This window comes from Streptomyces candidus (assembly GCF_014207445.1).
Taxonomy (GTDB): Bacteria; Actinomycetota; Actinomycetes; order Streptomycetales; family Streptomycetaceae; genus Streptomyces; species Streptomyces candidus.
This window is the reverse complement of record NZ_JACHEM010000008.1, coordinates 15,036-41,099: the sequence shown is the minus strand read 5'-3', so window position 1 is coordinate 41,099 and position 26,064 is coordinate 15,036. Positions and strand designations below refer to the sequence as shown.

At 70.8% G+C, this 26,064-nt stretch carries 16 protein-coding genes and 1 pseudogene; 10 read left to right on the top strand and 7 right to left on the bottom strand.

Annotation, left to right across the window (positions count from 1 at the left end):
- Positions 1–117: 117 nt before the first annotated feature.
- From HNQ79_RS16425 to HNQ79_RS33795, 4 genes are all read left to right on the top strand, one after another.
- The gene (locus tag HNQ79_RS16425) at positions 118–1,551 is read left to right on the top strand and encodes an ABC transporter substrate-binding protein (protein WP_185031693.1); all 1,434 of its coding nucleotides are present in this window, start codon (positions 118–120) and stop codon (positions 1,549–1,551) included.
- Between the two features lie 37 nt (positions 1,552–1,588).
- Positions 1,589–2,911, top strand: coding sequence for a carbohydrate ABC transporter permease (locus HNQ79_RS16420; protein WP_229923167.1), 1,323 nt, complete (start codon positions 1,589–1,591; stop codon positions 2,909–2,911).
- Complete coding sequence (locus tag HNQ79_RS16415; protein WP_185031689.1) at positions 2,908–3,789, top strand: carbohydrate ABC transporter permease; 882 nt, start codon at positions 2,908–2,910, stop codon at positions 3,787–3,789. Before HNQ79_RS16420 ends, HNQ79_RS16415 begins: the two co-directional genes overlap by 4 nt.
- A 214-nt stretch (positions 3,790–4,003) precedes the next feature.
- A complete protein-coding gene (locus HNQ79_RS33795; RefSeq protein ID WP_229923114.1) occupies positions 4,004–6,802 on the top strand; it encodes a bifunctional glycosyltransferase/CDP-glycerol:glycerophosphate glycerophosphotransferase in 2,799 nt (932 codons plus the stop codon).
- A gap of 107 nt (positions 6,803–6,909) precedes the next feature.
- On the opposite strand, the gene HNQ79_RS16400 is transcribed toward HNQ79_RS33795, so the two are convergent.
- The 3 genes from HNQ79_RS16400 to HNQ79_RS16390 all read right to left on the bottom strand — a co-directional run bounded on the left by HNQ79_RS16400 (position 6,910) and on the right by HNQ79_RS16390 (position 9,720).
- On the bottom strand, positions 6,910–7,746 hold the full coding sequence (locus HNQ79_RS16400) for a TylF/MycF/NovP-related O-methyltransferase (RefSeq protein ID WP_185031687.1): 837 nt from the start codon (positions 7,744–7,746) through the stop codon (positions 6,910–6,912).
- Positions 7,747–8,262: 516 nt separating this feature from the next.
- Positions 8,263–8,991, bottom strand: coding sequence for a methyltransferase domain-containing protein (locus HNQ79_RS16395; RefSeq protein ID WP_185031685.1), 729 nt, complete (start codon positions 8,989–8,991; stop codon positions 8,263–8,265).
- A gap of 93 nt (positions 8,992–9,084) precedes the next feature.
- Entirely contained in the window at positions 9,085–9,720 is a 636-nt protein-coding gene (locus HNQ79_RS16390) for a TetR/AcrR family transcriptional regulator (protein ID WP_185031683.1), read from the bottom strand.
- 138 nt (positions 9,721–9,858) lie between these two features.
- Between HNQ79_RS16390 and HNQ79_RS16385 the strand changes: the two genes are divergently transcribed.
- The 3 genes from HNQ79_RS16385 (at position 9,859) to HNQ79_RS16375 (ending at position 13,066) form a co-directional block, all read left to right on the top strand.
- The gene (locus tag HNQ79_RS16385) at positions 9,859–10,812 is read left to right on the top strand and encodes an ABC transporter permease (protein ID WP_185031682.1); all 954 of its coding nucleotides are present in this window, start codon (positions 9,859–9,861) and stop codon (positions 10,810–10,812) included.
- A gap of 114 nt (positions 10,813–10,926) precedes the next feature.
- A complete protein-coding gene (locus tag HNQ79_RS16380) occupies positions 10,927–11,640 on the top strand; it encodes an ABC transporter ATP-binding protein (protein WP_185031680.1) in 714 nt (237 codons plus the stop codon).
- A gap of 139 nt (positions 11,641–11,779) precedes the next feature.
- Positions 11,780–13,066 (top strand): glycosyltransferase 87 family protein, encoded by a 1,287-nt coding sequence (locus HNQ79_RS16375; RefSeq protein ID WP_185031678.1) that lies wholly within the window; start codon positions 11,780–11,782, stop codon positions 13,064–13,066.
- 231 nt (positions 13,067–13,297) lie between these two features.
- Here the strand turns inward: HNQ79_RS16375 and HNQ79_RS16370 are convergent, their stop codons facing one another.
- From HNQ79_RS16370 to HNQ79_RS16360, 3 genes and pseudogenes are all read right to left on the bottom strand, one after another.
- Positions 13,298–18,241: an NAD-glutamate dehydrogenase gene (locus HNQ79_RS16370; RefSeq protein ID WP_185031676.1), complete on the bottom strand. Its 4,944-nt coding sequence runs from the start codon at positions 18,239–18,241 to the stop codon at positions 13,298–13,300.
- 451 nt (positions 18,242–18,692) lie between these two features.
- Positions 18,693–19,340: pseudogene (locus HNQ79_RS16365) on the bottom strand (HAD family hydrolase); the annotation flags it as partial.
- Positions 19,341–19,500: 160 nt separating this feature from the next.
- On the bottom strand, positions 19,501–20,010 hold the full coding sequence (locus HNQ79_RS16360) for a DUF6912 family protein (RefSeq protein WP_185031672.1): 510 nt from the start codon (positions 20,008–20,010) through the stop codon (positions 19,501–19,503).
- 301 nt (positions 20,011–20,311) lie between these two features.
- Here HNQ79_RS16360 and HNQ79_RS16355 point away from each other — a divergent pair, with 301 nt between their 5' ends.
- On the top strand, positions 20,312–20,821 hold the full coding sequence (locus HNQ79_RS16355) for an Rv3235 family protein (protein ID WP_185031670.1): 510 nt from the start codon (positions 20,312–20,314) through the stop codon (positions 20,819–20,821).
- 311 nt (positions 20,822–21,132) lie between these two features.
- Here the strand turns inward: HNQ79_RS16355 and secA are convergent, their stop codons facing one another.
- Positions 21,133–23,952 (bottom strand): preprotein translocase subunit SecA, encoded by a 2,820-nt coding sequence (gene secA / locus HNQ79_RS16350; RefSeq protein WP_185031668.1) that lies wholly within the window; start codon positions 23,950–23,952, stop codon positions 21,133–21,135.
- A 275-nt stretch (positions 23,953–24,227) separates the two neighbouring features.
- Here secA and HNQ79_RS16345 point away from each other — a divergent pair, with 275 nt between their 5' ends.
- Positions 24,228–24,863: a GNAT family N-acetyltransferase gene (locus HNQ79_RS16345; RefSeq protein ID WP_185031666.1), complete on the top strand. Its 636-nt coding sequence runs from the start codon at positions 24,228–24,230 to the stop codon at positions 24,861–24,863.
- The gene (locus HNQ79_RS16340) at positions 24,860–26,044 is read left to right on the top strand and encodes a winged helix-turn-helix domain-containing protein (protein WP_185031664.1); all 1,185 of its coding nucleotides are present in this window, start codon (positions 24,860–24,862) and stop codon (positions 26,042–26,044) included. The genes HNQ79_RS16345 and HNQ79_RS16340 overlap by 4 nt, the downstream gene beginning before the upstream one ends.
- Positions 26,045–26,064: the final 20 nt, after the last annotated feature.

The following is a 26,064-nucleotide window of genomic DNA, read 5'->3' as shown; positions in this document are numbered from 1 at the left end:
AAGGCCCTATTGCGGGCCACCACCGCCGGGCATAGGACTGACCCACGGAAGGTATACGGGACAGCAAGAAGCGGCGGTCGGGCCGGTCCGTACGCGCACAGGAGAGACGGGGCAGGGATGCGCACAACTCTTCACCACCGGAGGACGTCCAACGGGAGCAGCGGGGCCGCGAGCGGCACCGGCTGGGCGGGCAGGCGGGCACGCCGGACGGCAGTCGCCTTCGCCGCGGCGGGCGCGCTCGCGCTCACCGGCTGCGGGGGCGAGGAGAAACCGGGCGGCGCCAAGGAGACGGGCGGCGCATCGGGCGCGACCAAGGCTCCCGCCGATGCCCTCCCCCTCCCCAAGCTGGACGGGGAGAGCCTCCAGGTCATCGCTGTCTGGACCGGCGCGGAGGCCGAGAACTTCAAGAAGGTGCTCAAGGAGTTCGAGAACCGCACGGGGGCCAAGGTCACCTACGTGCCGACCCAGGACGCCATGCTGACGTACCTCGGCTCGAAGATCTCCGGCGGCACCCCGCCGGACGTGGCGCTTCTTCAGCAGCCCGGCGCGCTCAAGCAGGCCGTGGCGAAGAAGTGGCTCAAGCCGCTCGACAGCACCACCCAGGCCCAGTTGGACAAGAACTACACCAAGGGCTGGAAGGACATCGCGGCCGTCGACGGCACCCAGTACGGGGTGTATTACAAGGCCGCCAACAAGTCGCTGATCTGGTACAACACCAAGGTCTTCGAGAACGCGGGCGCCACCGAGCCGAAGACCTGGCCGGAGTTCCTGAAGACCGCGGAGACGATCTCCCAGTCCGGCGTCACCCCGGTCTCGGTCGGCGGTTCGGACGGCTGGACGCTCACCGACTGGTTCGAGAACGTCTACCTCTCGCAGGCGGGGCCGGAGAAGTACGACCAGCTCGCCCAGCACAAAATCAAATGGACGGACCCCTCCGTGAAGGAGGCGCTGACCACGCTCGGCCAGCTCTTCGGCAAGGAGAACTACCTGGTCGGCGGCGCGAAGGGCGCGGTCGGCACGCCGTTCCCGAAGTCCGTGGAACAGGTCTTCACCGGTGGCGAGACCCCCAAGGGCGCCATGGTGTTCGAGGGTGACTTCGTCGCGGTGAACATCGGCCAGACCAAGGCCGAACTCGGCACCGACGCCAAGGTCTTCCCGTTCCCGGCGGTCGGCGCGGAGTCCCCGGTGGTGACCGGCGGCGACGTCGCGGTGGCGCTGAAGGACACCAAGGCGGCCAAGGCCCTGATGACGTTCCTGGCGTCGACCGACGCGGCGAAGATCTCCGCAGGGGCCGGCGGGTTCCTCTCGCCGAACAAGTCCGTGGACCCGTCCGCGTACCCCAACGACACGCTGCGCGACATCGCCAAGTCCTTGATCGACGCGGGGGACGACTTCCGTTTCGACATGTCGGACCAGGCGCCGCAGTCGTTCGGCGGGACGCCCGGCAAGGGCGAGTGGAAGATCCTCCAGGACTTCGTGCGCAACCCGAAGGACGTCGCGGGCACGCAGCAGAAGCTGGAGACCGAAGCGGCCGCGGCGTACAAGAACTGACGCCGTGAGTTCAGCGACCGCGGGGGGTGCGGCGAGCGTGACGCCGCCCCCCGCCGCACCGGAGAAACGCAAGAGCGTGACAGGCACACGCAAACTGGTCGCGATCAGCTTCCTGCTGCCCGCGCTGGTCCTGCTGGGCGCGCTCGTGGTCTACCCGATCGGGTACTCGGTCTACCGCAGCCTCTTCGACAAGTCGGGCGCGGGCTTCGTGGGCCTCGACAACTACCTCACGCTCTTCAGCGACCCCACCATCTTCACCGCCATCAAGAACAACCTGATCTGGGTGGTCGTCGCCCCGACCGTCTCCACCGCACTGGGACTGATCTTCGCCGTGCTCACCGAACGGGTGCGCTGGGGAACCGCGTTCAAGCTGATCGTGTTCATGCCGATGGCGATCTCGATGCTCGCTTCGGGCATCATCTTCCGGCTGGTGTACGAGCAGGACCCGGACCGGGGCGTGGCCAACGCGGCCTGGGTGACCGTGCACGACACGTTCGCCGAGTCCTCCGGCTTTCCCAGGGCCCGGCCGCTGCCGGTGCACCCGCTGAAGCCGGCGGGCGGCGGCGCGTACGTGACCAAGGAGCCCGTGCGGGCCGGAACCCCGGTCAGCCTGCCGCTGATCGGCGTCCCGCCCGCGCAGATGCCGAAGGACGCCGCTGTCGCCAAGGCTCCGGCCCCCGCCGCCGACCGGATCACCGGAACGGCCTGGCTGGACTTCACCAAGGGCGGCGGCGGCAAGCCGAACGCCATCGACAGCAAGGAGTCCGGACTCAAGGGCCTTGAGATCGAGGCGGTCAGGGACGGTCAGGTCGTCGAGTCCACGAAGGCGGCGGCGGACGGCACCTTCTCTTTCTCCTCGAAGGCGGAAGGGGCCGAACTGAGGCTGCCCGCGAGCAACTTCCGCGAGCAGTACAACGGCGTCAACTGGCTGGGGCCCAACGTGGTGACCCCGGCCATCATCGGCTCGTACGTCTGGATGTGGGCAGGGTTCGCGATGGTGCTGATCGCGGCGGGGCTGGCGAGCCTGCCGCGTGAACTCCTGGAGGCGGCCCGGGTGGACGGTGCCAACGAGTGGCAGGTCTTCCGCCGGATCACCGTGCCCATGCTGGCGCCGGTCCTCGCGGTCGTGACGGTCACCCTGATGATCAACGTGCTGAAGATCTTCGACCTGGTGTTCATCATCGCGCCGGGCGACTCGCTGGACGACGCGAACGTCCTCGCGCTCCAGCTCTACCAGTCGTCGTTCGGCAGCGACGCCGATCTGGGCCTCGGCAGCGCCATCGCGGTGTTCCTGCTGCTCCTGGTGATTCCGGTGATGCTCTTCAATATCCGGCGCATGCGGAAGGAGCAGGGCCGATGACATCCGCCGCCGAAACCGTGAAGGCGAAACCGTCCCTTCCCGCACGCATCGCGGCCATGGCGGGCGGCGGGCTGCTGCGGGTCGTCCTGGTCCTCGTCGGGCTGTTCTGGCTGATGCCGACCGTCGGGCTGCTGATCTCCTCGCTGCGCGACGCGTCCGACATCGCGGCGACCGGCTGGTGGAAGGTCTTCACCGCGCCCGCGGAGCTGACCGTCAAGAACTACGAGGCCGTCCTCCAGAACGACACCGTGATCAACTCCCTGCTGAGCACCGCCCTGATCACCGTGCCCGCGACGGTGCTGGTCGTGGTGATCGGCTCGCTCGCCGGGTACGCCTTCGCGTGGATGGACTTTCCGGGCCGCGACTGGTGGTTCATGGTGGTCGTGGGGCTGCTGGTGGTGCCGGTGCAGGTGGCGCTCGTGCCGGTGGCGAAGATGTTCGGCGTCATCGGCATCTTCGAGACCACGATGGGTGTGGTCCTCTTCCATGTCGCCTTCGGCCTGCCCTTCGCGATCTTCCTCCTGCGCAACTTCTTCGCGGAGATCCCCCGCGAACTCCTGGAGGCGGCCCGGCTCGACGGAGCGGGCGAGATACGCCTGTTCACCCGGGTCGTCATGCCGCTGGGCGGTCCGGCTATCGCCTCGCTGGGCATCTTCCAGTTCCTGTGGGTCTGGAACGACATGCTGATCGCGCTGATCTTCGCGGACGCCACCAGTCCGCCGATCACGGTGGCGCTCCAGCAGCAGGTCCGCCAGTTCGGCAACAACATCGACGTGCTCGCGCCGGGCGCGTTCGTGTCGATGGTGATCCCGCTGATCGTGTTCTTCGCGTTCCAGAAGCAGTTCGTGTCGGGCGTGATGGCGGGCGCGGTGAAGTAGCCGCGGCGGTGACCCGGCAACGCGGATGTGCGTGAGGGTGGTTCGGCCCGGGGCGACCGAACCACCCTTTCGTGTCGACTCTTTGACGAACTTCCCCCGTATGCCGCATTCCGCGTAACCGACTGCGCCCGCGGCCCGTTGCCGGGCATACGGCTCACCCGCCTGCCCGGTGGAGCGCCGTCACTGTCCGCGCCGACGACCCCATGGATGTGCCGTGCCCCGGTTCAGCGTGATCGTGCCCGCTTACCAGGTCCAGGAATACCTGGAGCAGTGCCTGGACTCGGTGCTGTCCCAGTCCTTCGACGACTTCGAGCTGATCGCGGTGGACGACTGTTCGCCGGACGCGTGCGGCGACCTCATCGACGAGTACGCCTCCCGGGACCCCCGTGTGCGCCCCGTGCACCTGCCGGAGAACGCCGGTCCCGGGCACGCCCGCAACCACGGCACGGGCCACGCCCGCGGCGACTACCTGCTCTTCCTGGACGGCGACGACACCCTGGCCCCCGGGGCGCTCCAATCCGTCTCCGACCGGCTCAAGGAGACGGACTCGCCGGACGTCCTGCTCTTCGACCACGTCCGTACGTTCTGGACGGGCGAGAGCGAACGCAACCGGTTCGCCGGCGAGCTGCACGAGGAAGGGCCCGCCTCCTTCACCCTCGCCGACCGGCCGGGCCTGCTGCGCGTCCCGATGGTCGCCTGGAACAAGGCATACAGCAGGGAGTTCGTCGAACGGCACGGCTTCGCCTTCCCGTCCGGCTCCTACGAGGACGCCCCCTGGACGTACTCCGTCCTGATGTCTGCGGCCTCCCTCGCCACGCTCGACGAGGTCTGCGTCCGCCACCGGCAGCGCCGCCCGGGCAACACCCTCTCCACCATCTCGCTCCAGCACTTCGATCTCTTCGACCAGTACGGCCGGGTCTTCGCCTTCCTCGACTCCCGCCCGGAGCTCGCCGGGTGGCGCCCGGTCGTCTACCGCCGGATGCTGGACCACTTCGGCACCGTCCTCACCCGTCCCGGCCGCCTCCCCCGCGGCAGCCGCGCCGAGTTCTTCCGCCGCGCCCGCGCGCACTGCCGCCAGTACCGCACCCTGGACGCGGCAGGAGCCCGCAGCCGGCTGTCCGACCACCGGCGGCGCGACGCCCCCCGCGGCGCGGCGGACACCACACCCGCCGACAGCTCCCGCACGTCCCCACAGGCCCCGGCGGGAACGCTCCCGGGGCCCTCCGGCCAGCACTCCCCCCTCGGCACACCCGTCGCCACGCCCGCCGACAGCGCCGCCGCACCCGCCGACACCACGGGCACGTCCGCCCTCCCCACCGGCGCGACCGCCGACACCGCTGAGGCGTCGGCCGTCGCCACCGCCCGCCAGGCCGCCGACACCGACCCCGGCGCCGCACGCCCCGGACGCCTGTTCCGTACCACCCGCGGTTCCCGGGGGCCCCGCCCCTCCCGGACCGCCGCACGCACCGTTCCCGGCACCGCGGCGGGCGACGCCGCCGCCCTGCGCGCCGGGGCCGCCGCCGACGCCGTTCTGCGCGCCCAGGGCCTGCTGGGCGACCCCGGCCCTCCCGCGCCCTTCGGTACGCCCGGCGCACCCGCCGTGCCCCGCTTCGCGGCGCCCTCGCCCCGCACCCGGCTGCGGCACGCCCTCGTACGGTTCGGCGGCCACCGCACGTACCGCGTTCTGGCCGCCGGTCAGGTGGGGCGCCGCGCGGTCACCCGGCGGGCCCTGGCCGCCCTGCGTACCCTGCGCGCCGCTGTCCTGCAGCTGCACTACCGCGTCCAGCGGCAGTTTCCGGTGCGCGAGGACCAGGCCGTCTTCGCCGCGTACGGGGACCGGGGGTACTCCTGCAACCCGGCCGCCATCGAGGCGAAGGTCCGCGATCTCGCCCCGCACGTCCGCACCGCGTGGATCGCCGCACCCGCCCACCAGCACACCGTCCCCCTCGGCACCCGCCGCCTGCGCCCCGGCTCGGCCGCGTACTGGAGCGCGCTGGCACGCGCCAAGTACCTGGTGAACAACGGGGACTTCGACCACCGGCTCGTCAAGCGCCCCGGCCAGGTCTTCCTCCAGACCCAGCACGGCACCCCGCTGAAGTCGATGGGCCTCGACCTCCAGGACCGCCCCGCAGCGGACACGGACTTCGAGAAGCTGCTCGCGAACACCGACAAGTGGGACTACCTGCTGTCCTCCAACCGCCACTCCTCGCTCGTCTGGGGAAGGGCCTACCCCGCCGACTACACCACCCTCGACCTCGGCTACCCGCGCAACGACGTCTTCCAGAACGCCACCGCCCAGGACGTCGCCCGCATCCGTGACGCGCTCCGCATCCCCGAAGGCACCACCGCCGTCCTCTACGCTCCGACGCACCGCGACTACCGGCGGACCCAGCGGCTCACGCTCGACCTCGAACGCCTCGCCCGGTCCCTCGGGCCGCGGCACGTGATCCTCACCCGTGCCCACTACTCCGCCAACGGCCCGCTGTACCGGCCGGGTTCCCACAGCAGCGCCCGAATCGTCGATGTGAGCGAACATCACTCGGTCGAGTCGCTCTGTCTCGCGTCCGACGCCCTGGTCACCGACTACTCGTCGCTGATGTTCGACTACGCCAACCTCGACCGCCCGATCGTCCTGCACATCGACGACTGGGAGGCCTACGAGGCGGCCCGCGGCACCTACTTCGACATCCGGAGCTTCCCGCCCGGCGCGATCGCCCGCAACGACGACGAACTGATCGACATCTTCCGCACCGGCCACTGGCGGGGTTCGCGTTCCGCGCAGTTGCGCGCCGCCTTCCGCGCCCGGTTCTGTCCGTACGACGACGGGCAGGCGGCCGAGCGGGTCGTGCGCCGCGTCTTCCTCGGCCAGACCGAGGGCCTGCCCCGCTTCGTACCCCTGGAGGACCGCACGCCGGCTCCCGCGCCCGGCCCGGCGCACGACGACGCCCACGACGGTGCCGTGTTCCCGCACCAGCAGGCGATCTCGGACCTGCTGCCGGCCGAACTGCGCTGAGGGCAGGCGCACGACGAAGGAGGGGCCCCGCGGCTGCCCGCGGGACCCCTCCTCGTACTTCACGACCGCGTGCTACGGCCCCGTATTCACGACCGCCTCGCCACGTACTACGGCTTGACCGCGATGCGCCCCTCGTCCATGCGCAGCAGCAGCAACTGCTCGCCGGTCTCTTCAAGGAACTCGTCGACGGCCTGGCGCGAACCCTGCCAGTACCCGTAGTCGTCGATGAGGAGCACACCGCCGCTCACCAGGCGCGAGTACAGGTGCTGCAGCTCATGCTTGGTGGAGGCGTACCAGTCGGTGTCCAGGCGGAGGATCGCGATCTGCTCCGGGGCCTCGCCCGGAACGGTGTCCTCGACCTTGCCCTGCACGTAGTGGACGCGCTTCTCGGGATAGGGCACCTTCTCGAACCCGGACTTGACGTCGTCGAGGGTCGCGACGGCCCAGATCGGCCGGTCCTTGCCCTGGATGTCGAGGAGCTCCTGGGCGGACTTGCCGTCCAGGCGCTTGTCCTCGTCGGTGGGCGGCGTCATGCCCTCGAAGGTGTCGAAGAGGTACAGCTCACGGTCGTCGACACCCTCCGCGAGCAGGGTCTTCGCACAGGCCTGCATGCTGCCGCCGCGCCACACACCGCACTCCACGACCGCGCCGGGAATGTTGTGCTTCACGATGTGCCGCGTGGCCAGGATGAACGCGTTGAGCCGCTCGGGCGAGGTCATCGAGTACGGCTTCACCGCACGGATGATGTCCTTGGCCCCCTCGTCGTAGTCCGCGGGGAACTTGATCCCGGGACTGGGCTTGGGCTTGGGTGCTGCGGCGGGGGCAGGAACGACGGGCGCGGGGCGCGCCGCCTGACGTGGCCGTTGGCCGGGAACCGGGACGCGTCGCAGCTGGTAGCCGGTCAGTTGCTGAAGGACGCCATTCACGGCGTTACGCCATACCATGCGCACGGACAGTACGCGTTAAACCGCCTCCACGCCTATATCTCGACAACATCGAGTTTCGTGGTTTATCGCGGACGCCTCCGGCCGAGCAGGCACATCGGGGATGCTTTGTCCGGACGTGAGCTCACGATAAGGGCCATGAGGGCACCGGAAGTTGCCTGTTCGACGCTCGGATCGAGCCAATTAATTCCGGCGGCAGAGAACCTGGCGGCCCTGCTCATCGGGGCCCGCAGGCCTACCACCAGCCCCGTTGCACTCCTCCTTCCGGTCCCGCACACCTCACCCGTACAGCGGATGAGCACGACCCATGCATTCCGGCCACCGTTGGATGAATTGGCGCAAGGGTGGCCGGAAGTCGATTCCTGAGACAGCGGTCCGGCGCGATATCAGCGGCGGCGTTACGGAGACGAATGCCCCGTAACGCCGCCGCGCCGCTTCCTGGCCGCTCGCCGCCGCCGTTTCACGGCCACCCGCCTGTCCCGCGACCCATTTCCTGCGGTCGCCCCTGCGTCGTGGCTACTTCTCTCCGGCCACCGCCGGCGCCGGCACCTGCTTCGGGCGGCCCGCCAGCTCGCGCCCGGCGATCGCGCCCGGCACCGGGATGCCCTCGACGCCGCCGATGTGGTTCGCCCAGCGGATCGTCACCTCGCGGACGATGGCACGGGAGATGCGGTACGGCAGGTGGGGGGCGAGGCGCGGCTTGCGGAAGACGCCGACGGAGTCGCCCCAGTAGGCGTGCTTGGCGTCGATGGCCTCGTAGTCGTGCCGGATGCCCTTCTTGGGCGGGAAGTCGGTGAACGCCTCGCGCAGTTCGAGCCCGCAGTACGCGGCCATCGCCCGGAAGCCGTCCGGGTAGTAGCGCCAGCAGTCCTGTGCGTCGTGCGGGTTGCCGCGCGAGGGCGCGGTGATGAAGGCGTGCCCGCCGGGCCGCAGCACCCGGCCGATCTCCATGATCGAGGCCCAGAAGAACGGGATGTGCTCGAAGGCCTGGCCGGAGAGCACGACGTCGGCGCTCCGGGACTTCAGCGGGATGCGGTACGGATCGCTCATCACCCGGTCCACGTTCGGCCCGTCCAGCACGTCGACGCCCACGTAGTCGATCTTGTGGTTGGCGAGCAGCGCGCGGTGGGTCAGGCTCTGACCAGGCGAGATGCGCGAACCGAGGTCGACGACGCGGTGTCGCTTCGATACGGGCATGTACTCCTTCACGCAGAGGGCCATCTGGTCGTAAGCGGACTGGTGCATGTTCTCTCCCTGTGACGTCAGCCCAAGGAGGATCTCTCAAGAGCGCTGCTTAATCACCCTCGTTGTCAACATTGAGCCACACCAGCCACACTTTCAGGCGGTGAGGGCGGCCACTGCGGCGACCGCGAGCGCGTCGAGGTGGGCACTGAGCCCGGCGGGCGGCTCGGCGCGGACGACGACCAGACGCCAGTACAGCGGCCCCACGACGAGATCCAGGACCCGGTTCGGGTCGGTCCCCTCGGGCAGTTCGCCGCGCGCGACGGCGTCCCGCACGATTCCGGCCGCGATCCCGTGCTGCGGGTCGAGCAGGGCGGACCTGATGGCGTCGCTGATCTCGGGATTGCGCGCGGCTTCGACCAGCAGCTCGGGAACGACCTGCGAGGCCACCGGGTGGCGCAGCGCCTGCGCGGCCGCCTCCAGGAGGGCGCGGACGTCGCCGTGGAGCGAACCGGTGGCGGGAGCGGGCAGCCCTTCGGCGGCGAAGGCGGACACCAGGTCGAGCACGAGGTGCAGCTTGGAGCGCCAGCGCCGGTAGACGGCCGTCTTCCCGACGCCCGCCCGGCGGGCGATGCCCTCGATGGACATGCGCGCGTAACCGACAGCAGCCAGCTCGGCGAAGACCGCACCCCGGATGGCGTCGGTGACGTCCTCGCGAAGCACCGCGGCTCCGGCCGGCTGTCTCTTCGGGGTGGCGGGAGCGGGGGCGGAACGGGTCTCGTCTGTCGGCATGCCGCACATCCTAGCGTCGGGACGGGACGGTTGCGTTTCGACGTCGACGCGCCCTACTCTCCTCGTCACGACGATACGGTCCCGTCCCGACGCATTTCGTGGGCACGTCGTCCCCCAGCCCCGGCGAAAGCAGCCCCTATGAGCCTCCCCATTCCTCCAGCGAGCCCCTCGGCGAGCAGCGCAGGCCCCCCGGCGGGGCACCCGCCGGGTCTCCCCGTCCTCCCGTCCGACCTGGGCGCGTACGCGGCGCGGCACGGCCTCACGGTGAGCGGAGCACGCCCACGGCTGGTCCCCTACGCCCGTCGGCTGTGGTCGCGCCGCCATTTCGTCACCGCCTTCGCCACCGCCCGGCTCACCGCGCAGTACAGCCGGTCGCGGCTCGGACAGCTCTGGCAGGTGCTGACCCCACTGCTGAACGCGGCCGTCTACTACCTGGTCTTCGGTGAGTTGATGAACACCAAGGACGGAGTGGACGACTACGTCCCGTTCCTGGTCACCGGCGTCTTCGTCTGGTCGTTCACGCAGAACACCCTCATGACGGGCGCACGCGCGATCAGCGGCAACCTGGGCCTGGTACGCGCCCTGCACTTCCCCCGTGCCGCGCTGCCCGTCTCGTACGCCCTGCTCCAGCTCCAGCAACTGCTGGCCTCGCTCGGCGTGCTGGCCGCGATCCTCCTGTGCTGCGGTCAGCCACCGCGGCTCTCCTGGCTGCTGGCGGCCCCCGCGCTGGCCCTCCAGACCGTCTTCGCCACCGGCCTCTCACTGGTCCTGGCCCGACTGGCGGCACGGACCCCGGACCTGGCGCAGTTGCTGCCGTTCGTGCTGCGTACGTGGATGTACGCGTCGGGCGTGATGTGGAGCATGGCGCACCTTTTGAGGGACGACAGCGTTCCCGCGGGCGTACGCGTGCTCCTCGAAGCCAATCCGGCTGCCGTTCACCTCTCCCTGATGCGGTACGCCCTGATCGACGGATACGGCACGGCAGGGCTGCCGCCGCACGCCTGGGCGCTGGCCGCCGGCTGGGCGCTCGCCGCGGGGCTGGGCGGCTTCGTGTACTTCTGGCAGGCGGAGGAGCGGTACGGACGTGGCTGAACAGCAGAAGGATCTCCAGGACCCCCGTACCGCACCCGAGAGGACCGCCCCGGCGGGCCGGGCGCGGTTCCCACGGTCGTCGTCGACGGACTGCACGTCGTCCACCGGGTGCACATGGCCGGTTTCCGGCGCGGGGGCGCCGTCGCCGCGCTCCGCCGGATCGCCTCCCGTGCGCCTTCGCCGTCCGTGCGCGAGGTGCACGCCGTGCAGGGCGTCAGTTTCGTCGCGCACAGGGGCGAGGCGATCGGCCTGATCGGCTCCAACGGCTCCGGCAAGTCCACCCTCCTCCAGGCGGTGGCGGGCCTCCTCCCCGCAGACCGGGGCCGGGTGTTCACCCGGGGGCAGCCCTCGCTGCTCGGCGTGAACGCCGCGCTGCTGAACGATCTGACGGGCGAACGGAACGTCGTCCTGGGCGCGCTCGCGATGGGAATGACCCGTCACGAGGTCCGGCGGCGGTACGACTCCATCATCGACTTCTCCGGCATCAACGAGAAGGGCGACTTCGCCTCCCTCCCGCTGCGGACGTACTCCTCGGGCATGGCGGCCCGGCTGAAGTTCGCCATCGCCTCCGCCAGGCCGCACGAGGTGCTGCTGATCGACGAGGCCCTGTCCACCGGCGACGCACGGTTCCAGCGCCGCAGCCGGCAGCGCATGGCCGAGCTGCGCGCGGCGGCGGGCACGGTCTTCCTGGTCAGCCACCACCACCGGACGATCACCGACACCTGCGACCGGGCCCTGTGGCTGGAATCGGGGACGCTGCGGATGGACGGTCCCGCGGCCGAGGTGGTCGCGGCGTACGAGGAGTCGACCGCCGGAAAGGGCCGCTGACCGGCCGAACCGATCGCGGACGGAGGGCTGCCGTCCACCGTCGGGGGCGACCGTCGGGGAGGGCGCCGACCCGGCGAAACGGATGGCGCGAAGGGGCGCGGCCACCTGTCCCGGGGACGGACGTTCTAAGATCCCCGCGATGACGCCCCCGCACCTCGCCCCCAGCACCCCGGCCGCCTCCCCGGCCCCCGGGGCCGCCGTTCCCGTCCACGCGCTGCGGCGCTCCGCCGTGCGGCTCGGTGCCGTCTGGGGCCTCACCCGGCTTCTCCAAGTGGCTCTGGTGGCCGGCCTGTTCGGGCGGGTCGGCGAGGAGATCAACGGCGAGGTCCACCGGATCTACTTCCACTGGTACGGGCAGTTGGTCACCGGTTCCTTCCCCCTCGACGACGTCATGTGGCAGTACCCGCCGGGTGCGGCGCTGGTCATCCTCTCCCCGGCGCTGCTCCCTGGCCTCAGCTACTTCCAGGCGTTCGTCGCCCTGACCCTTGTGGTCGACGCCGTCGTCGCCGTCGCGCTGGCCCGTGCCGGAGGTCCCGCGAGCGGCACGCGCACCCGCGCGGGCGCGTGGGTGTGGGTGGCCGGGCTGCCGCTGCTGATGCACCTGCCCCTGGTGCGCTACGACGTCCAGGTCACCGCGCTGGCGGTCCTCTCGCTGCTCGCCCTGCTGGCGTCCCGCGGGCGTCCGGTGCTGGGCGGGGCGCTGGCCGCGGTCGGCGCGCTGGTGAAGGTGTGGCCGGCACTGGCCCTGCTGGGCACGCCCCGGGGACGTACCACCAGGGCCGCCTGGGGGTCCGCCGTCGCGTCCGCCGCCGTCCTGCTGGGCGTCCTCGCGCTGGCGTTCTCGCACACCTTCGACTTCCTGCGCCAGCAGGGCAACCGGGGGGTGCAGATCGAGTCCTTGGGCGGCACGCTGCTCGCGCTCGCCCGGCTGACGGGACTGCCGCGGGAGGGCGCCTACCGGGTCGAATACCGGTACGGGGCCATAGAGTTCGTCGGTCCGCACGTCTCGACCGTCGCGCAGGCCTCGCTGCTGCTGACGGCGTTCGCCTTCTGCTGGCTGCTGCTCTGGCGGGTGCGTGCACGGCGGTGGCACGCGGCGACCGTCTGCGACGCCGCCCTGTGCGCGGTGCAGCTCTTCGTCGTGACCAGCCGGGTGATCAGCCCGCAGTACATGATCTGGCTGATCGGCCTGGCCGCGGTCTGCCTCACCGTGCGGCAGACCACGCAACGCCCCGTCGCGCTACTCCTGCTGGCGGCCGCCGCCGTCAGCACCCTGGCGTACCCGTTGGCGTACGGGGAGGTCAGCGCGAGCACCGCGTACGGCTGCCTGCTCATGGTCGTGCGCAACGGGCTCCTGCTGGCCGCCGCGCTGTACTCGTGCCGCCGCCTCTGGCGTTCCTCCGTCGGCGCCCCCGCGGTCCCGTAGCCTCCGTCGCTCGCAGGGCCACGGGGCTTCCGTGGCCCTGGCGGCTCCACTCGGGCCCGGGAGAACGTCGTGCCCTCCCAGGGACCCGGAACGCACCGGTGAGCGCCCCCGGGCGCCCACGCCCCGCCCGGTGCGCCGTCCGCCCCCTCGGGAGCCGGCGGCGGACGGCAAGGGGGCGCCCCCACCGCCTTCACAGGTGGTGGGGGCGCCCCCTCGACCGCTTCTGCGTACTCAGACCCGGTTGCGCAGCAGCGTCCGCATCGTCCGCATCGCCACCGACAGGTTCGCCAGGTCGAAGTCGTCCGAGCCCTGGATCTCCTCCAGGGTGGTGCGCGCACGCCCCAGCAGGGCCGCGTTCCGCTCCTCCCACGCCTTGTAGCGCTGCTCCGGCGTGGAGGCGCCGTTGCCGGCGGACAGCACGTCCTGGGTCAGGCCGGCGTGCGCCGCGTACAGGTCCTCGCGGATCGACGCGCGGGCCATGGACTGCCAGCGGTCGGCGCGCGGCAGCTCGATGATGCGGTCCATGAGCTGCGTGATGCCCAGCCGGTCGCCCAGGTCGTAGTACACCTCGGCGACGTCCATCGGCGCCTTGTCGATGCGGTCGGCGATGGCCACCACGTCGAGGATCGGGAAGGCCGAGGAGAAGCCCGCCACGCGCAGTGCCAGCTTCTCCGGCACGCCCGCCTCGGTGAGCTCCTCCAGGATGCCCTGGTACCACTCCAGGTCGGCGCCGCGCAGCAGCCCCGGCAGGTCGTCCCAGACCTTCGCGACGCCCTCACTGAAGAAGGCGATGGTCTCGCCGATCTCCAGCGGCTGCGGACGGTTGCCGAGCAGCCAGCGGGTGCCGCGCTCCACCAGGCGCCGCGAGTGCAGCCGGATGCGGGTCTGGACGTCGGCGGCGACCTTGTTGTCGAGTGCCTCGACGGCGTTCCAGACGTCGCTCAGGCCGAAGATCGCGCGGGCCGCGAACTGTGCCCGTACGACTTCCTCGGTGGACGCGCCGGTCTCCTCGCGCAGCCGGTGCAGGAAGGTGGAGCCGCCGGTGTTCACGGTGTCGTTGACGAGCACCGTCGTGATGATCTCGCGGCGCAGCGCGTGCCCGTCGATCTGCTCGGCGAACTCCTCGCGCAGCGCGCGCGGGAAGTACTCGTGCAGCAGCACCCGCAGGTGCGGATCGTCCGGCAGCCCGGTGGAGATCAGCTCCTCGGCAACGGTGATCTTCGTGTACGCCAGCAGGACGGCCAGTTCCGGCTGCGTGAGGCCCCTCCCGTTGTTCAGCAGATCGCGGATCTGGCGGTCGTTGGGCAGGAACTCCAGCGCCCGGTCCAGGTGCCCGTCCCGCGACAGCCTGCGCATGAAGCGCTGGTGCGCGTGCAGCAGCGAGGACGACTGCGCGACGGCGTTGGACAGAGCGGTGTTCTGCGCGTAGTTGTTGCGCAGCACCAGCGCGCCGACCTCGTCGGTCATCTGCGCGAGCAGCTTGTTGCGCTGCTTGACGGTCATGTCGCCGTCGGTGACGAGCCCGTTGAGCAGGATCTTGATGTTCACCTCGTGGTCGGAGGTGTCCACACCGGCGCTGTTGTCGATGGCGTCGGTGTTGATCCGGCCGCCGGAGCGGGCGAACTCGATGCGGCCCAGCTGGGTGGCGCCCAGGTTGCCGCCCTCGCCGACGACCTTGACCCGCAGGTCCTCGCCGTTGACGCGGATCGCGTCGTTCGCCTTGTCGCCGACGTCGCTGTTGGACTCGACGGAGGACTTGACGTACGTGCCGATGCCGCCGTTCCACAGCAGGTCGACCGGGGCCTTGAGAATGGCCTGCATCAGGTCGGCCGGGGTCATCTTGGAGACGCCCGCCGCGAGGCCCAGCGCCTCGCGCATCGCCGCGTTGACCGGGATGGACTTGGCGCTGCGCGGGTGGATGCCGCCGCCGGACGACAGCAGTTCCTTGTTGTAGTCGGCCCATGAGCTGCGGGGCAGTTCGAACAGGCGGCGGCGTTCGGCGTACGAGAGCGCCGCGTCCGGGTTCGGGTCGATGAAGATGTGCCGGTGGTCGAAGGCGGCCACCAGGCGGATGTGCTCGCTCAGCAGCATGCCGTTGCCGAACACGTCACCGGACATGTCGCCGACGCCGACGACCGTGAAGTCCTCGCTCTGCGTGTCGTGCCCCAGCTCGCGGAAGTGCCGCTTGACGGACTCCCAGGCGCCCCGGGCGGTGATGCCCATGCCCTTGTGGTCGTACCCGACGGAGCCGCCGGACGCGAAGGCGTCACCGAGCCAGAAGTCGTACGCGACGGCGATCTCGTTGGCGATGTCGGAGAACGTCGCGGTGCCCTTGTCGGCGGCGACCACGAGGTACGTGTCGTCCCCGTCGTGCCGTACGACGTCCTTCGGCGGGACGACCTCACCGGCCACCATGTTGTCGGTGATGTCCAGCAGCGCCGAGATGAACGTCCGGTACGCGGCGATGCCCTCGGCCATCCACGCGTCGCGGTCCACCGAAGGATCGGGGAGGTTCTTCGCGACGAAGCCGCCCTTGGCGCCCACCGGCACGATGACGGTGTTCTTGACCATCTGCGCCTTGACGAGACCGAGCACCTCGGTACGGAAGTCCTCGCGCCGGTCCGACCAGCGCAGGCCGCCGCGTGCGACCTTGCCGAAGCGCAGGTGCACGCCCTCGACGCGCGGCGAGTACACCCAGATCTCGTACGCGGGGCGCGGCGCGGGCAGGTCGGGGATGGCCTGCGGGTCGAACTTCATGGAGACGTAGCTGTGCGGCACGCCGCTCTGCGTCTTCTGGAAGAAGTTCGTCCGCAGCGTCGCCTTGATGACCGTGAGGAACGACCTGAGGATCCGGTCCTCGTCGAGCGAGGCGACCTGGTCGAGCGCCCCGTCGAGCTCTTCGAGCAGCCCGTCGGTGAGTTCCGTGCCCGCCCTCTGGCGGTTCGGCGACATCCGCGCCTCGAAGAGGGAGACGAGCAGCCGGGTGGTGTGGACGTTGGTACGGAGGGTGTCCTCCATGTAGTCCTGGCTGAACATGGCACCGGCCTGACGCAGGTACTTCGCGTACGCGCGCAGCACCACCGCCTGCCGCCAGTTCAGCCCGGCGCCCAGCACCAGGGAGTTGAAGCCGTCGTTCTCGGCCGCGCCCGTCCAGACGGCCGCGAAGGCGTCCTGGAAGCGTTCGCGGGCGTCGTCGCCGAGGTAGTCCCCGGCGCCGTTGCCACCGAGGTTCTGCGGCATGCGCAGCCCGAAGTCGTAGATCCAGGCGTGCGAGCGGTCGGCGCAGCGCAGCTCGTACGGGCGCTCGTCGACGACCTCGACGCCGAGCCGCTGGAGCACCGGCAGCACGGCGGACAGGGAGACCTGGTCGCCCGTGCGGTAGATCTTGAACCGTCGCTCGCCGGGGCCGGCGCCCACCGGCTCGTACAGACTGAGGGCGAAGTCCTTGCCGTCCTTGCCGAGCTGCTCCAGGTGGACGAGGTCGGCGACGGCGGAGCGCGGCGAGTGGTCGGCCTTGTAGCCCTCGGGGAAGGCGTTTCCGTACCGGCGCAGCAGTTCGGCGGCGCGCTCCTCGCCCAGCTCGGCGTTCATGGCCTCGGCGAAGCCGTCGGCCCAGGAGCGGGCGGCCTCGGCGAGCCGGGACTCGATGCGCTCGACGTCGGTGTCGGTGAGCGCGGTCAGCTCCGTGCCCGGTTCGACGCGGACGACGAAGTGCAGCCGGGAGAGGATCGACTCGGTGTTCCACGCGGTGAAGTCGACGCTGGTGCCGCCGAGCTCCTCCTTGAGGATGTCGATGAGCCGCAGCCGTACAGCGGTGGTGTAGCGGTCGCGCGGCAGGTAGACGATCGCCGAGTAGTAGCGGCCGTAGTCGTCCTGGCGCAGGTACAGCCGCAGCCGGCGGCGCTCCTGGAGGTACAGCACGGAGGTGACGACGGAGCGCAGCTGGTCGACGGGGGTCTGGAACAGCTCGTCGCGCGGGTAGGTCTCCAGGATCTGGAGCAGGTCGCGGCCGTCGTGGCTGTTGGCCGTGAAACCGGCGCCCTGGAGGACCTCGGCGACCTTGCGCCGGATGACCGGGACCCGCCGTACCGACTCGGTGTACGCGGCCGAGGAGAACAGGCCGAGGAAGCGGCGCTCACCGACCACGTTGCCCTCGGCGTCGAACTTCTTCACGCCCACGTAGTCGAGGTACGAGGGACGGTGCACGGTGGCCCGGCTGTTGGCCTTCGTCAGGACGAGGAGCTTGTGCTCGCGCGCCTTTGCGCGGGCGTCGGCGGGCAGCCGGGAGAACGACGGGGAGACGGGGTGCGTCTCGTCGTCCTCGTGGTGCTGGGGGTCGGAGCGCAGGACGCCGAGGCCGGTGCCGGGGACTGCCGTCAGGGAGTCCTCGCCGGTCAGCTCGTACTCGCGGTAGCCGAGGAAGGTGAAGTGGTCGGCGGCGAGCCACCGGAGCAGCTCGCGGGCCTCCTCGACCTCCTGGTCGGGCAGGTCACTGGCCTTGGGCTCGGCGGACAGCCCGTCGGCGATGCGCAGCGCGCTGTCGCGCATCTTGCCCCAGTCCTCGACGGCCTCGCGGACGTCGGACAGGACGCGCAGCAGGTCGGCGGTGATCTGCTTGAGGTCGGCGCGGTCGGTCTCGCGGTCCATCTCGACGTGGATCCACGACTCGACGATCGCGTCGTGCGGCAGCTCGCCGGTGATCTGCTTGGAGAGCACCTCGATGAGCTTGCCGGTCACGTCGCGGCGCACCAGCACCTGCGGGTGGATCACGACGTGGATGCCGCGGCCCTGCCGGGACAGTTCGTTGGTGACCGAATCGACGAGGAAGGGCATGTCGTCGGTGACCACTTCGACGACGGAGTGGCTGCACGTCCAGCCGTTCTCCTCGACCGTCGGCGTGTGCACCCGTACGTTCGCCGTGCCCTGCGGCCGGTTCGTCGCGAGGCGGTAGTGCGACAGCGCCGCGCCGTAGACGTCGTCCGGCTCCCGGCCGGCGAGGTCCTCCGGGGCGGTATGCAGGTAGTAGCGCTGGAGGTACGCGAGTAGGGCCTCCTGGTCCGGCGCCCCGTCGCTCTGGGACCCAGTCGGAGTTAGTCCCCCCGCCGGGCTGTTCTCAGCAACCCGGGCGGCCCTTGCGAGCAGCTCGGCCTTGGCTTCGTCCAGCTTGGTCTGCATGTCCTCTGACTCCTGTCGCGCGCCGTTGCGTGACGTAGGTGAAGAAGGTGACACAACGCCACGACGCGGTGATTCCGGTCAGGGTCGACGTTATGCCGCGATGAGAGATCCCCGTGACGTCGTTGACGTTATCGGCCATTTTTGTCGGCTCGGCGTCGGTCGCGTCCGGGTTCGGAAGATCAGCGAGGGCCCGGGCACCGTGGTGCGCCGGGCGAAGGCCGGGGGCTGCACCGCCCCCGAGGCGTATCGCGCTGATCACGGGTCCAGGCTATCCCCCCGCGCAGGGCGGGCGACATTCGCCGTCGATTGGACAATGCGCGGAGGAGTTCGACGCTTTGTCCACTCCCGTCCCGGGACCCGCTGTGCGAACGGCGGCCGCCGCGCCGACTCCCCGCAGAGCCGCACCCGGGGGTGCCGACCGGCCGGATCCGTCCTGTCCGCGCGCGCAGCCGGACAGCTCCTCGGCGAGCCGCACCGCGTCCGCCAGCGAATCCACCACCGGCACCCCGGCCGCCGCCAGCGCCTTGCGGCTGTGCGAGCCGCCCGTGTAGAGCACCGCGCCCGCCCCGACGTGCGCGGCCGCCAGGGCGTCGTCGACGGCGTCGCCGATCACCATGATCGTCGAGGGGTCGACGCCGTCCAGGGCGGCCAGGTGGCGTGCCATGTGCGCCGCCTTGGAGCCGCCCGAGGGGCCGGTCCGGCCGTCGACCCGAACGAAGTGCCGCTCGATGCCGTACTGCCGTACCACCGGGACCAGTTCCTCGTGCCCGTACATGCTGAGCAACGACTGGGTGCGCCCGGCCGCCCCCCAGCCGGTGAGCAGTTCCTCCACGCCCTCGGTCAGTCCGCAGGCCGCACGCAGCTCCACGTAGTGCCGGTGGAAGGCGGCGTCCATGACGAGCCACTCGTCGTCCGTCGGCATACGTCCCATGAGGCGCTCGTAGAAGCGGGGGATCGGTATGCAGTACAGCTCGCGGTACTGCGCCAGGGTGACGGGCGGGAGCCCGATCTCCCGGAAGGCCGCGTTGGACGCCCCGATGACCGCGTGGATGTCGTCGAGCAGCGTGCCGTTCCAGTCCCAGACCAGGTGCGTCCTCATGGCAGAACGGTACCCAGCGGGTCCGACAACGAGGTCGCGCGGGCACAAGATCCCAGGCCGGCGGCGCTGCCCGAGCAGCCGAGCCGCCCGAGCGGCCGGGCACTTGGGATGCCGGGCACTCCGGGCAGCGGGACCGCCAGGCACCGGGCCACCGGCAGCGTCAGCCGATCAGGCCGGGGATCTCCTGCATGCCGAACCAGAGCAGCTCATGGTCCTCCGCGCCGTCCACCGTGAACTGCGCGTCGTCGTCCCCCTGGTCCGCCGCGCCCAGCGCGTCGGCGGCGGCCTTCACGTCCTCCAGGGCGTCGTCCGCGTCCGCGTGCACCGCCGCGGCCCTCTTCAGCGGTACGGCGCCCTCGACCCGCACCTCGCCGATGGCACCGGCGTCCATGCCCCGCCCGTCGGGGTCCGCGGTGACCGCGCCGTCCGCCACGTCGACGGCGAGGACCACCCGGCGGCGTTCGGCCGCGGGGTCCCCGGCGATCAGCCGCAGCGAGGCGGACGCCGCCCGGCCCAGGGCCGCGTACTCCAGTTCCTCGATGTCGTCCGAGACGTACCACTCGCGCAGTCCGGGCGTCACCGCGTACGCGACGAGCGGGCCGGGGCCCAGCTCACCGGCCTCGTGCGCCGCTGCGAGACCGGGCAGGGTCAGGGGAACGTAGACGCGCATGGATGCCGCTTTCCTCGTCGGGCTTCCTGGTCGAAAACGCCTCTCGACAGGGCCTCAAGGATACGTTCCGGGTCCCCCTTCGGGGCGGCGGTCCCCCTCCGCCGCCGTCCACCCGGCGCCGCGCGCCCCCCGCGCCCGCCGTCCGTGCTCGGGCTCCGGCCACCCTGATAGGTGATTCCGCGGCGCCCTCACCGGCGGGGTCGTCGCCGCTTGTCGGCGGGCGCGGCAACCCCGTACAAGAAAGCCCAACGGAAAGTTACCGCCCGGTATCCCACCGGCCAGGCAGAGCGGGGCGCACAGCATGCACAGGACCACGACCGGGCCCGTCACCACCCGCCGCGACTCCCGCGGCCCCGGCGCCGGACGGCCCGGCACGACCCGACCCGGCACCACCGGACCCAGCACGGCGCGAGCCGGCACGACGGGTCCGGGCGGCACGCACCCCTCCGCCGCCCGGACCCGGCGACACGGCCCCGCGACGCCCCAGCACCGGTTCGCCGAACTCCTGCTGGCCGTCCTCAGCGGGGAGCGCCCGGCACACAGCATGCTCAACCAGATGCTCGGGGAGGCGTACGACCAGCTGGTGGTGCTCGCTCCCGGGGCGCCATTCCGGACCAGGGGCGGACTACGCCCCGTCGTCCGCAAGTGCGGGGGCTTCGAACCCTGCCCCGGCGTGATCGAGGCGTTCGCCATGATCGGCGCGGGCCGGCAGCTGCGGGCCATGGCCTTCCGGCTGGAACAGAGCGCCGACCGGCGCTGGCGCTGCACCGCGGTGGAGCTCGGCGGCGAGCGGGTTCCGGCACGTATCTGAACCGGGCCTGGCTCTCTGTCCCGCCCCGGCCCCCTGCTGAGCCACGTCCGGGCCGGTCCTGAGCCACGTCCGGGCCGGTCCTGAGCCACGTCCGGGCCGGTCCTGAGCCACGTCCGGGCCGGTCCTGAGCCACGTCATCCGAGCCGGTCCGGTCCGAGTCCGGGGCGGGGCCGGGCCCGCGGTACCGCACCCGGCCCCGCGGCGCAGCACCATCCGCCCGTCCCGCGGCGCCCGGAACGCGCCCGCCCCACGCACACGGGCGCGCACCCCACGAGGGGTGCGCGCCCGAGGCCTACGGGTACTCCTGCCGCCTACTTCTTGCGGCGACGCCCGCCCGTGCTCTTCTGCGCCTTGCGCCGCTCGGCCCGGGTCATCCCGTCCGTCGACGAACGGGTCGGCCCGCCGGGCACGTTGTCGAAGTCGCCCTCGACGACGCCGCCCTCACCGTCGACGGTGGGCGCCGAGAAGTGCAGCCGGTCGGGACGCTGCGGCGCCTCCAGGCCCTTGGCGCGGATCTCGGGCCGTGCGACGCCCGCGGGCACCGCGTCCTCCTTGCTGAGCGAGGGACCCGCGTCCGACACCGGAACCTCCTCGACCTGCTGCTCGACCTGGACCTCCAGGTTGAACAGGTAGCCGACGGACTCCTCCTTGATGCCTTCCATCATGGCGTTGAACATGTCGAAGCCCTCGCGCTGGTACTCGACCAGCGGGTCCTTCTGCGCCATGGCACGCAGGCCGATGCCCTCCTGGAGGTAGTCCATCTCGTAGAGGTGCTCACGCCACTTGCGGTCCAGCACGGACAGCACCACGCGGCGCTCCAGCTCGCGCATGACCTCCGAGCCGAGCTGCTGCTCGCGGTCGGCGTACTGCTCGTAGATGTCGTCCTTGATGGACTCGGCGATGAACTCCGCGGTGATGCCCGCGCGGTCGCCCGCCGCCTCCTCCAGGTCCTCGACGGTGATCTTCACCGGGTAGAGCTGCCTGAAGGCGTTCCACAGCCGGTCCAGGTCCCACTCCTCGGCGAAGCCCTCGACGGTCTCCGCCTGGATGTAGGCGTCGATCGTGTCGTCCATGAAGTGCCGGATCTGCTCCTGGAGGTCCTCGCCCTCCAGGACGCGGCGGCGCTCACCGTAGATGACCTCGCGCTGCCGGTTGAGCACCTCGTCGTACTTCAGGACGTTCTTGCGGGTCTCGAAGTTCTGCTGCTCGACCTGCGACTGCGCGGAGGCGATGGCGCGGGTCACCATCTTGTTCTCGATCGGCACGTCGTCGGGAACGTTGGCCATCGCCATGACGCGCTCGACCATCGCCGCCTTGAACAGCCGCATCAGGTCATCGCCCAGCGACAGGTAGAAGCGGGACTCGCCCGGGTCGCCCTGACGGCCGGAACGGCCGCGCAGCTGGTTGTCGATACGACGCGACTCGTGCCGCTCGGTGCCCAGCACGTACAGCCCGCCGAGCGCCTTGACCTCGTCGTGCTCCGCCTTGACGGCCGCTTCGGCACGCTCCAGGGCTGCGGGCAGCGCGGCCGCCCACTCCTCGATGTGCTCCTCCGGGTCGAGGCCCTTCTGGCGCAGCTCGGCCTCGGCGAGGTCGTCCGGGTTGCCGCCGAGCTTGATGTCCGTGCCACGGCCGGCCATGTTCGTGGCGACGGTGACGGCGCCCTTGCGGCCGGCCTGCGCGATGATCGGCGCCTCACGGTCGTGCTGCTTGGCGTTGAGCACTTCGTGCTGGACGCCGCGCTTGGACAGCTGCTGCGAGAGGTACTCGGACTTCTCGACCGAGGTGGTGCCCACCAGGATCGGCTGGCCCTTGGCGTGCTTCTCGGCGATGTCGTCGACGACCGCGGCGAACTTGGCGACCTCGGTGCGGTAGATCAGGTCCGACTGGTCGATGCGGACCATGTCCCGGTTGGTCGGGATCGGCACGACGCCCAGCTTGTAGATCTGGTGGAACTCGGCGGCCTCGGTCATCGCCGTACCCGTCATGCCGGACAGGCCGTCGTACAGGCGGAAGAAGTTCTGCAGGGTGATCGTGGCGAGGGTCTGGTTCTCGTCCTTGATGTCCACCCCTTCCTTCGCCTCGATCGCCTGGTGCATGCCCTCGTTGTAACGGCGGCCGGCCAGCACGCGGCCGGTGTGCTCGTCGACGATCATGACTTCGCCGTCGATGACGACGTAGTCCTTGTCCTTCTTGAACAGTTCCTTCGCCTTGATGGCGTTGTTCAGGTAGCCCACCAGCGGCGTGTTGACCGACTCGTAGAGGTTGTCGATACCGAGCCAGTCCTCGACCTTGGCGACGCCCGACTCGTGGATGGCGACGGTGCGCTTCTTCTCGTCGACCTCGTAGTCGCCGGTCTCCTCGATGCCCTTGAGCGGGTTGCCGGGCTCGCCCTTCTTGAGGCGTACGACCAGCTTCGCGAAGTCGCCGTACCACTTGGTGGCCTGGTCGGCCGGGCCCGAGATGATCAGCGGCGTACGGGCCTCGTCGACGAGGATCGAGTCGACCTCGTCGACGATGGCGAAGTTGTGGCCGCGCTGGACGAGTTCGTCCTTCGACCACGCCATGTTGTCGCGGAGGTAGTCGAAGCCGAACTCGTTGTTCGTGCCGTAGGTGATGTCGCAGGCGTACTGCGCCCGGCGCTCGGCGGGCGACATGTTGGCGATGATGCAGCCGACCTCGAGACCGAGGAACTTGTGCACCCGGCCCATCAGCTCGGAGTCGCGCTCCGCCAGGTAGTCGTTGGTGGTGATCAGGTGCACGCCCTTGCCGGACAGTGCGTTGAGGTACGCGGGAAGCGTGCCGACGAGGGTCTTGCCCTCACCGGTCTTCATCTCCGCGACGTACCCGAGGTGCAGGGCGGCGCCGCCCATCATCTGTACGTCGTAGTGGCGCTGGCCGAGAACGCGCTTGGCCGCCTCGCGGACGGTCGCGAAGGCCTCGGGCATCAGGTCGTCGAGGCTCTCGCCGTCGGCGTACCGCTGCTTGTACTCATCGGTCAGGGCGCGCAACTCGGCGTCGGAGAGGTTGACGAAGTCCTCTTCGATGGAGTTGACCTGGTCCGCGATGCGGTGCAGTTTGCGCAGGATCTTGCCTTCGCCTGCACGCATGAGCTTGTTGAAGACGGACACTGAGGCTGGTCTCCTTGCCGGTCGGGCCTGTGCACTGGGTCGGTTGGATATGACGTCTGTGCGGCTTGGGCGACGTCTGTGTGACTTTGGCGCGGGCACGGCAGGCGGGCCCCACCGCAACGGCCATCGTAAGCGAGGACCCGGCCGCCTCGGGAGGTCCGTCGCGGGGAAGGCGCCCCGTCACCCGCAAGGTGAACGTCCGGCACGCGCCGAAGGTGCCGGGCGCCGCTCGAAATGTGTTCGTCCGCGACCCGTACCGCGACCACAATCCGTCCATGGAACCCTTCACTCTGCACACCGAGCGCCTCGCTCTGCGCCCCTTCGCGGCACCCGACACGGACGAGGTGTTCCACACGGTCCAGGACCCGGACATCCTGCGCTGGACGACTCTCCCCTCGCCGTACGCGCACGAGGACGCCGTCCACTTCGTCGAGCAGATCTCGGGCGAGGGCCTGCGCACCGGCACCGGTTTCCACTTCGCGGTCCGCCCGCGCGACGGCGGCCCGCTCCTCGGCGCCGTCGGCGTGGGCCTGCACCTGCTGCCGGGAACCTGGGAACTCGGCTACTGGACGGCGCGGCCGCACCGGGGCCGCGGCTACGTCACGGAAGCGGCGGGCGAGGTGATCCGCTGGGTGCTCACCACGCACGCCGTGGACCGGCTGATCTGGCGCGCCGAGGTGGGCAACGAACCCTCCCGCGCCGTCGCCCGGAAGCTCGGCTTCACCATGGAGGGCGTGCAGCGCGCCGGCCTGGTCAACCACGGCACCGCCCGCGACACCTGGACCGGCTCGCTGCTCCCCTCCGACCTGGGGCTGCCCGCGCTGCACCCGTACCTCCCGGCGCAGGCGGACCGGGACGCCTCGCCCGTCCCCGGTCGAATGTCAGTGCCGCCCTCTAGTCTTCCGTCATGACCTTCCAGCCGCCCGCCACCGTTGCTCTCTCCGCCGACGAGGCACGCCGAATCGCCCTGCGCGCACAGGGACTTCTGGGCGCCCCGGACCGCCGCGCCGGGGTCCGCGGGGTGCTGCGCCACCTGGGCGCGGTGCAACTGGACACGATCTCCGTACTGGCCCGCTCGCACGAACTCGTCCCCTACGCACGCCTGGGCGCGGTGGACCGCAGGACGGTCGAGGCGGCCTACTGGTCCTCCGACGCCGACGAGGCGCACGCCTTCGAGTACTGGTCGCACGCGGCGTGCATCCTGCCCGTGGAGGAGTGGCCGCACTTCGCCTTCCGCCGCCGCGCCTACCGCACACGTCCGCAGTGGCACCACGAGCTCACCGACGGGGCGTACGAGCGCGTCCTCAAGCAGCTCCGCGCCGAAGGCCCGCTGACGGCGACGGAACTGGGTGGCGCGAAGAACGGCGGCGAGTGGTGGGACTGGTCGGAGTCCAAGGTCGCCGTCGAGCGCGCCCTGATGTACGGCGACGTGGTCTGCACCCGGCGGCGCGGCTGGAAGCGGGTGTACGACCTGGCCGAGCGCGCGATCCCCACCCCCCTCCAGCACGACGACCTGTCCGACACCGAGTGTGTACGCCGCCTGGTCGCCCTCGCGGGCCGCTCCCTGGGCGTCGGTACCCGCGAAGACATCTCCGACTATCACCGGCTGAAAAACGCCCAGGTGGACGAGGTGATCGCGGATTCCGGCCTGGTTCCGGTCGAGGTGGAGGGCTGGGGGAAACCGGCCTGGGCGGATCCCCGGGCTCTGGCGACCGCGCCCCGCGGGCGGCACCGCACCACCCTGCTCTCGCCGTTCGACTCCCTGATCTGGGACCGTCCGCGCACCGAGCGCGTCTTCGGCTTCACCCACCGGCTGGAGGCGTACGTCCCCAAACCGAAGCGTGTGCACGGGTACTTCGCGATGCCGTTGCTGTCCGGCGGGCGTCTGCTCGGCCGCGTCGACCCCGCCCGCGAGGGGAGCACCCTGGTGGCCCGTCAGGTCTCGCTGGGTTCCCCGCGGTCGGCGCCTGCCATGGCAGAGGCCTTGTGGGAAGCGGCCTCCTGGGTGGGCTGTACGGATGTACGGGTGGACCGCACGATCCCCGCCGAGACGCACAAGCCTCTGCTGGCAGCCCTGCGGGCCGCGCGCTGACCGGCGCCGCGCGCTGACCG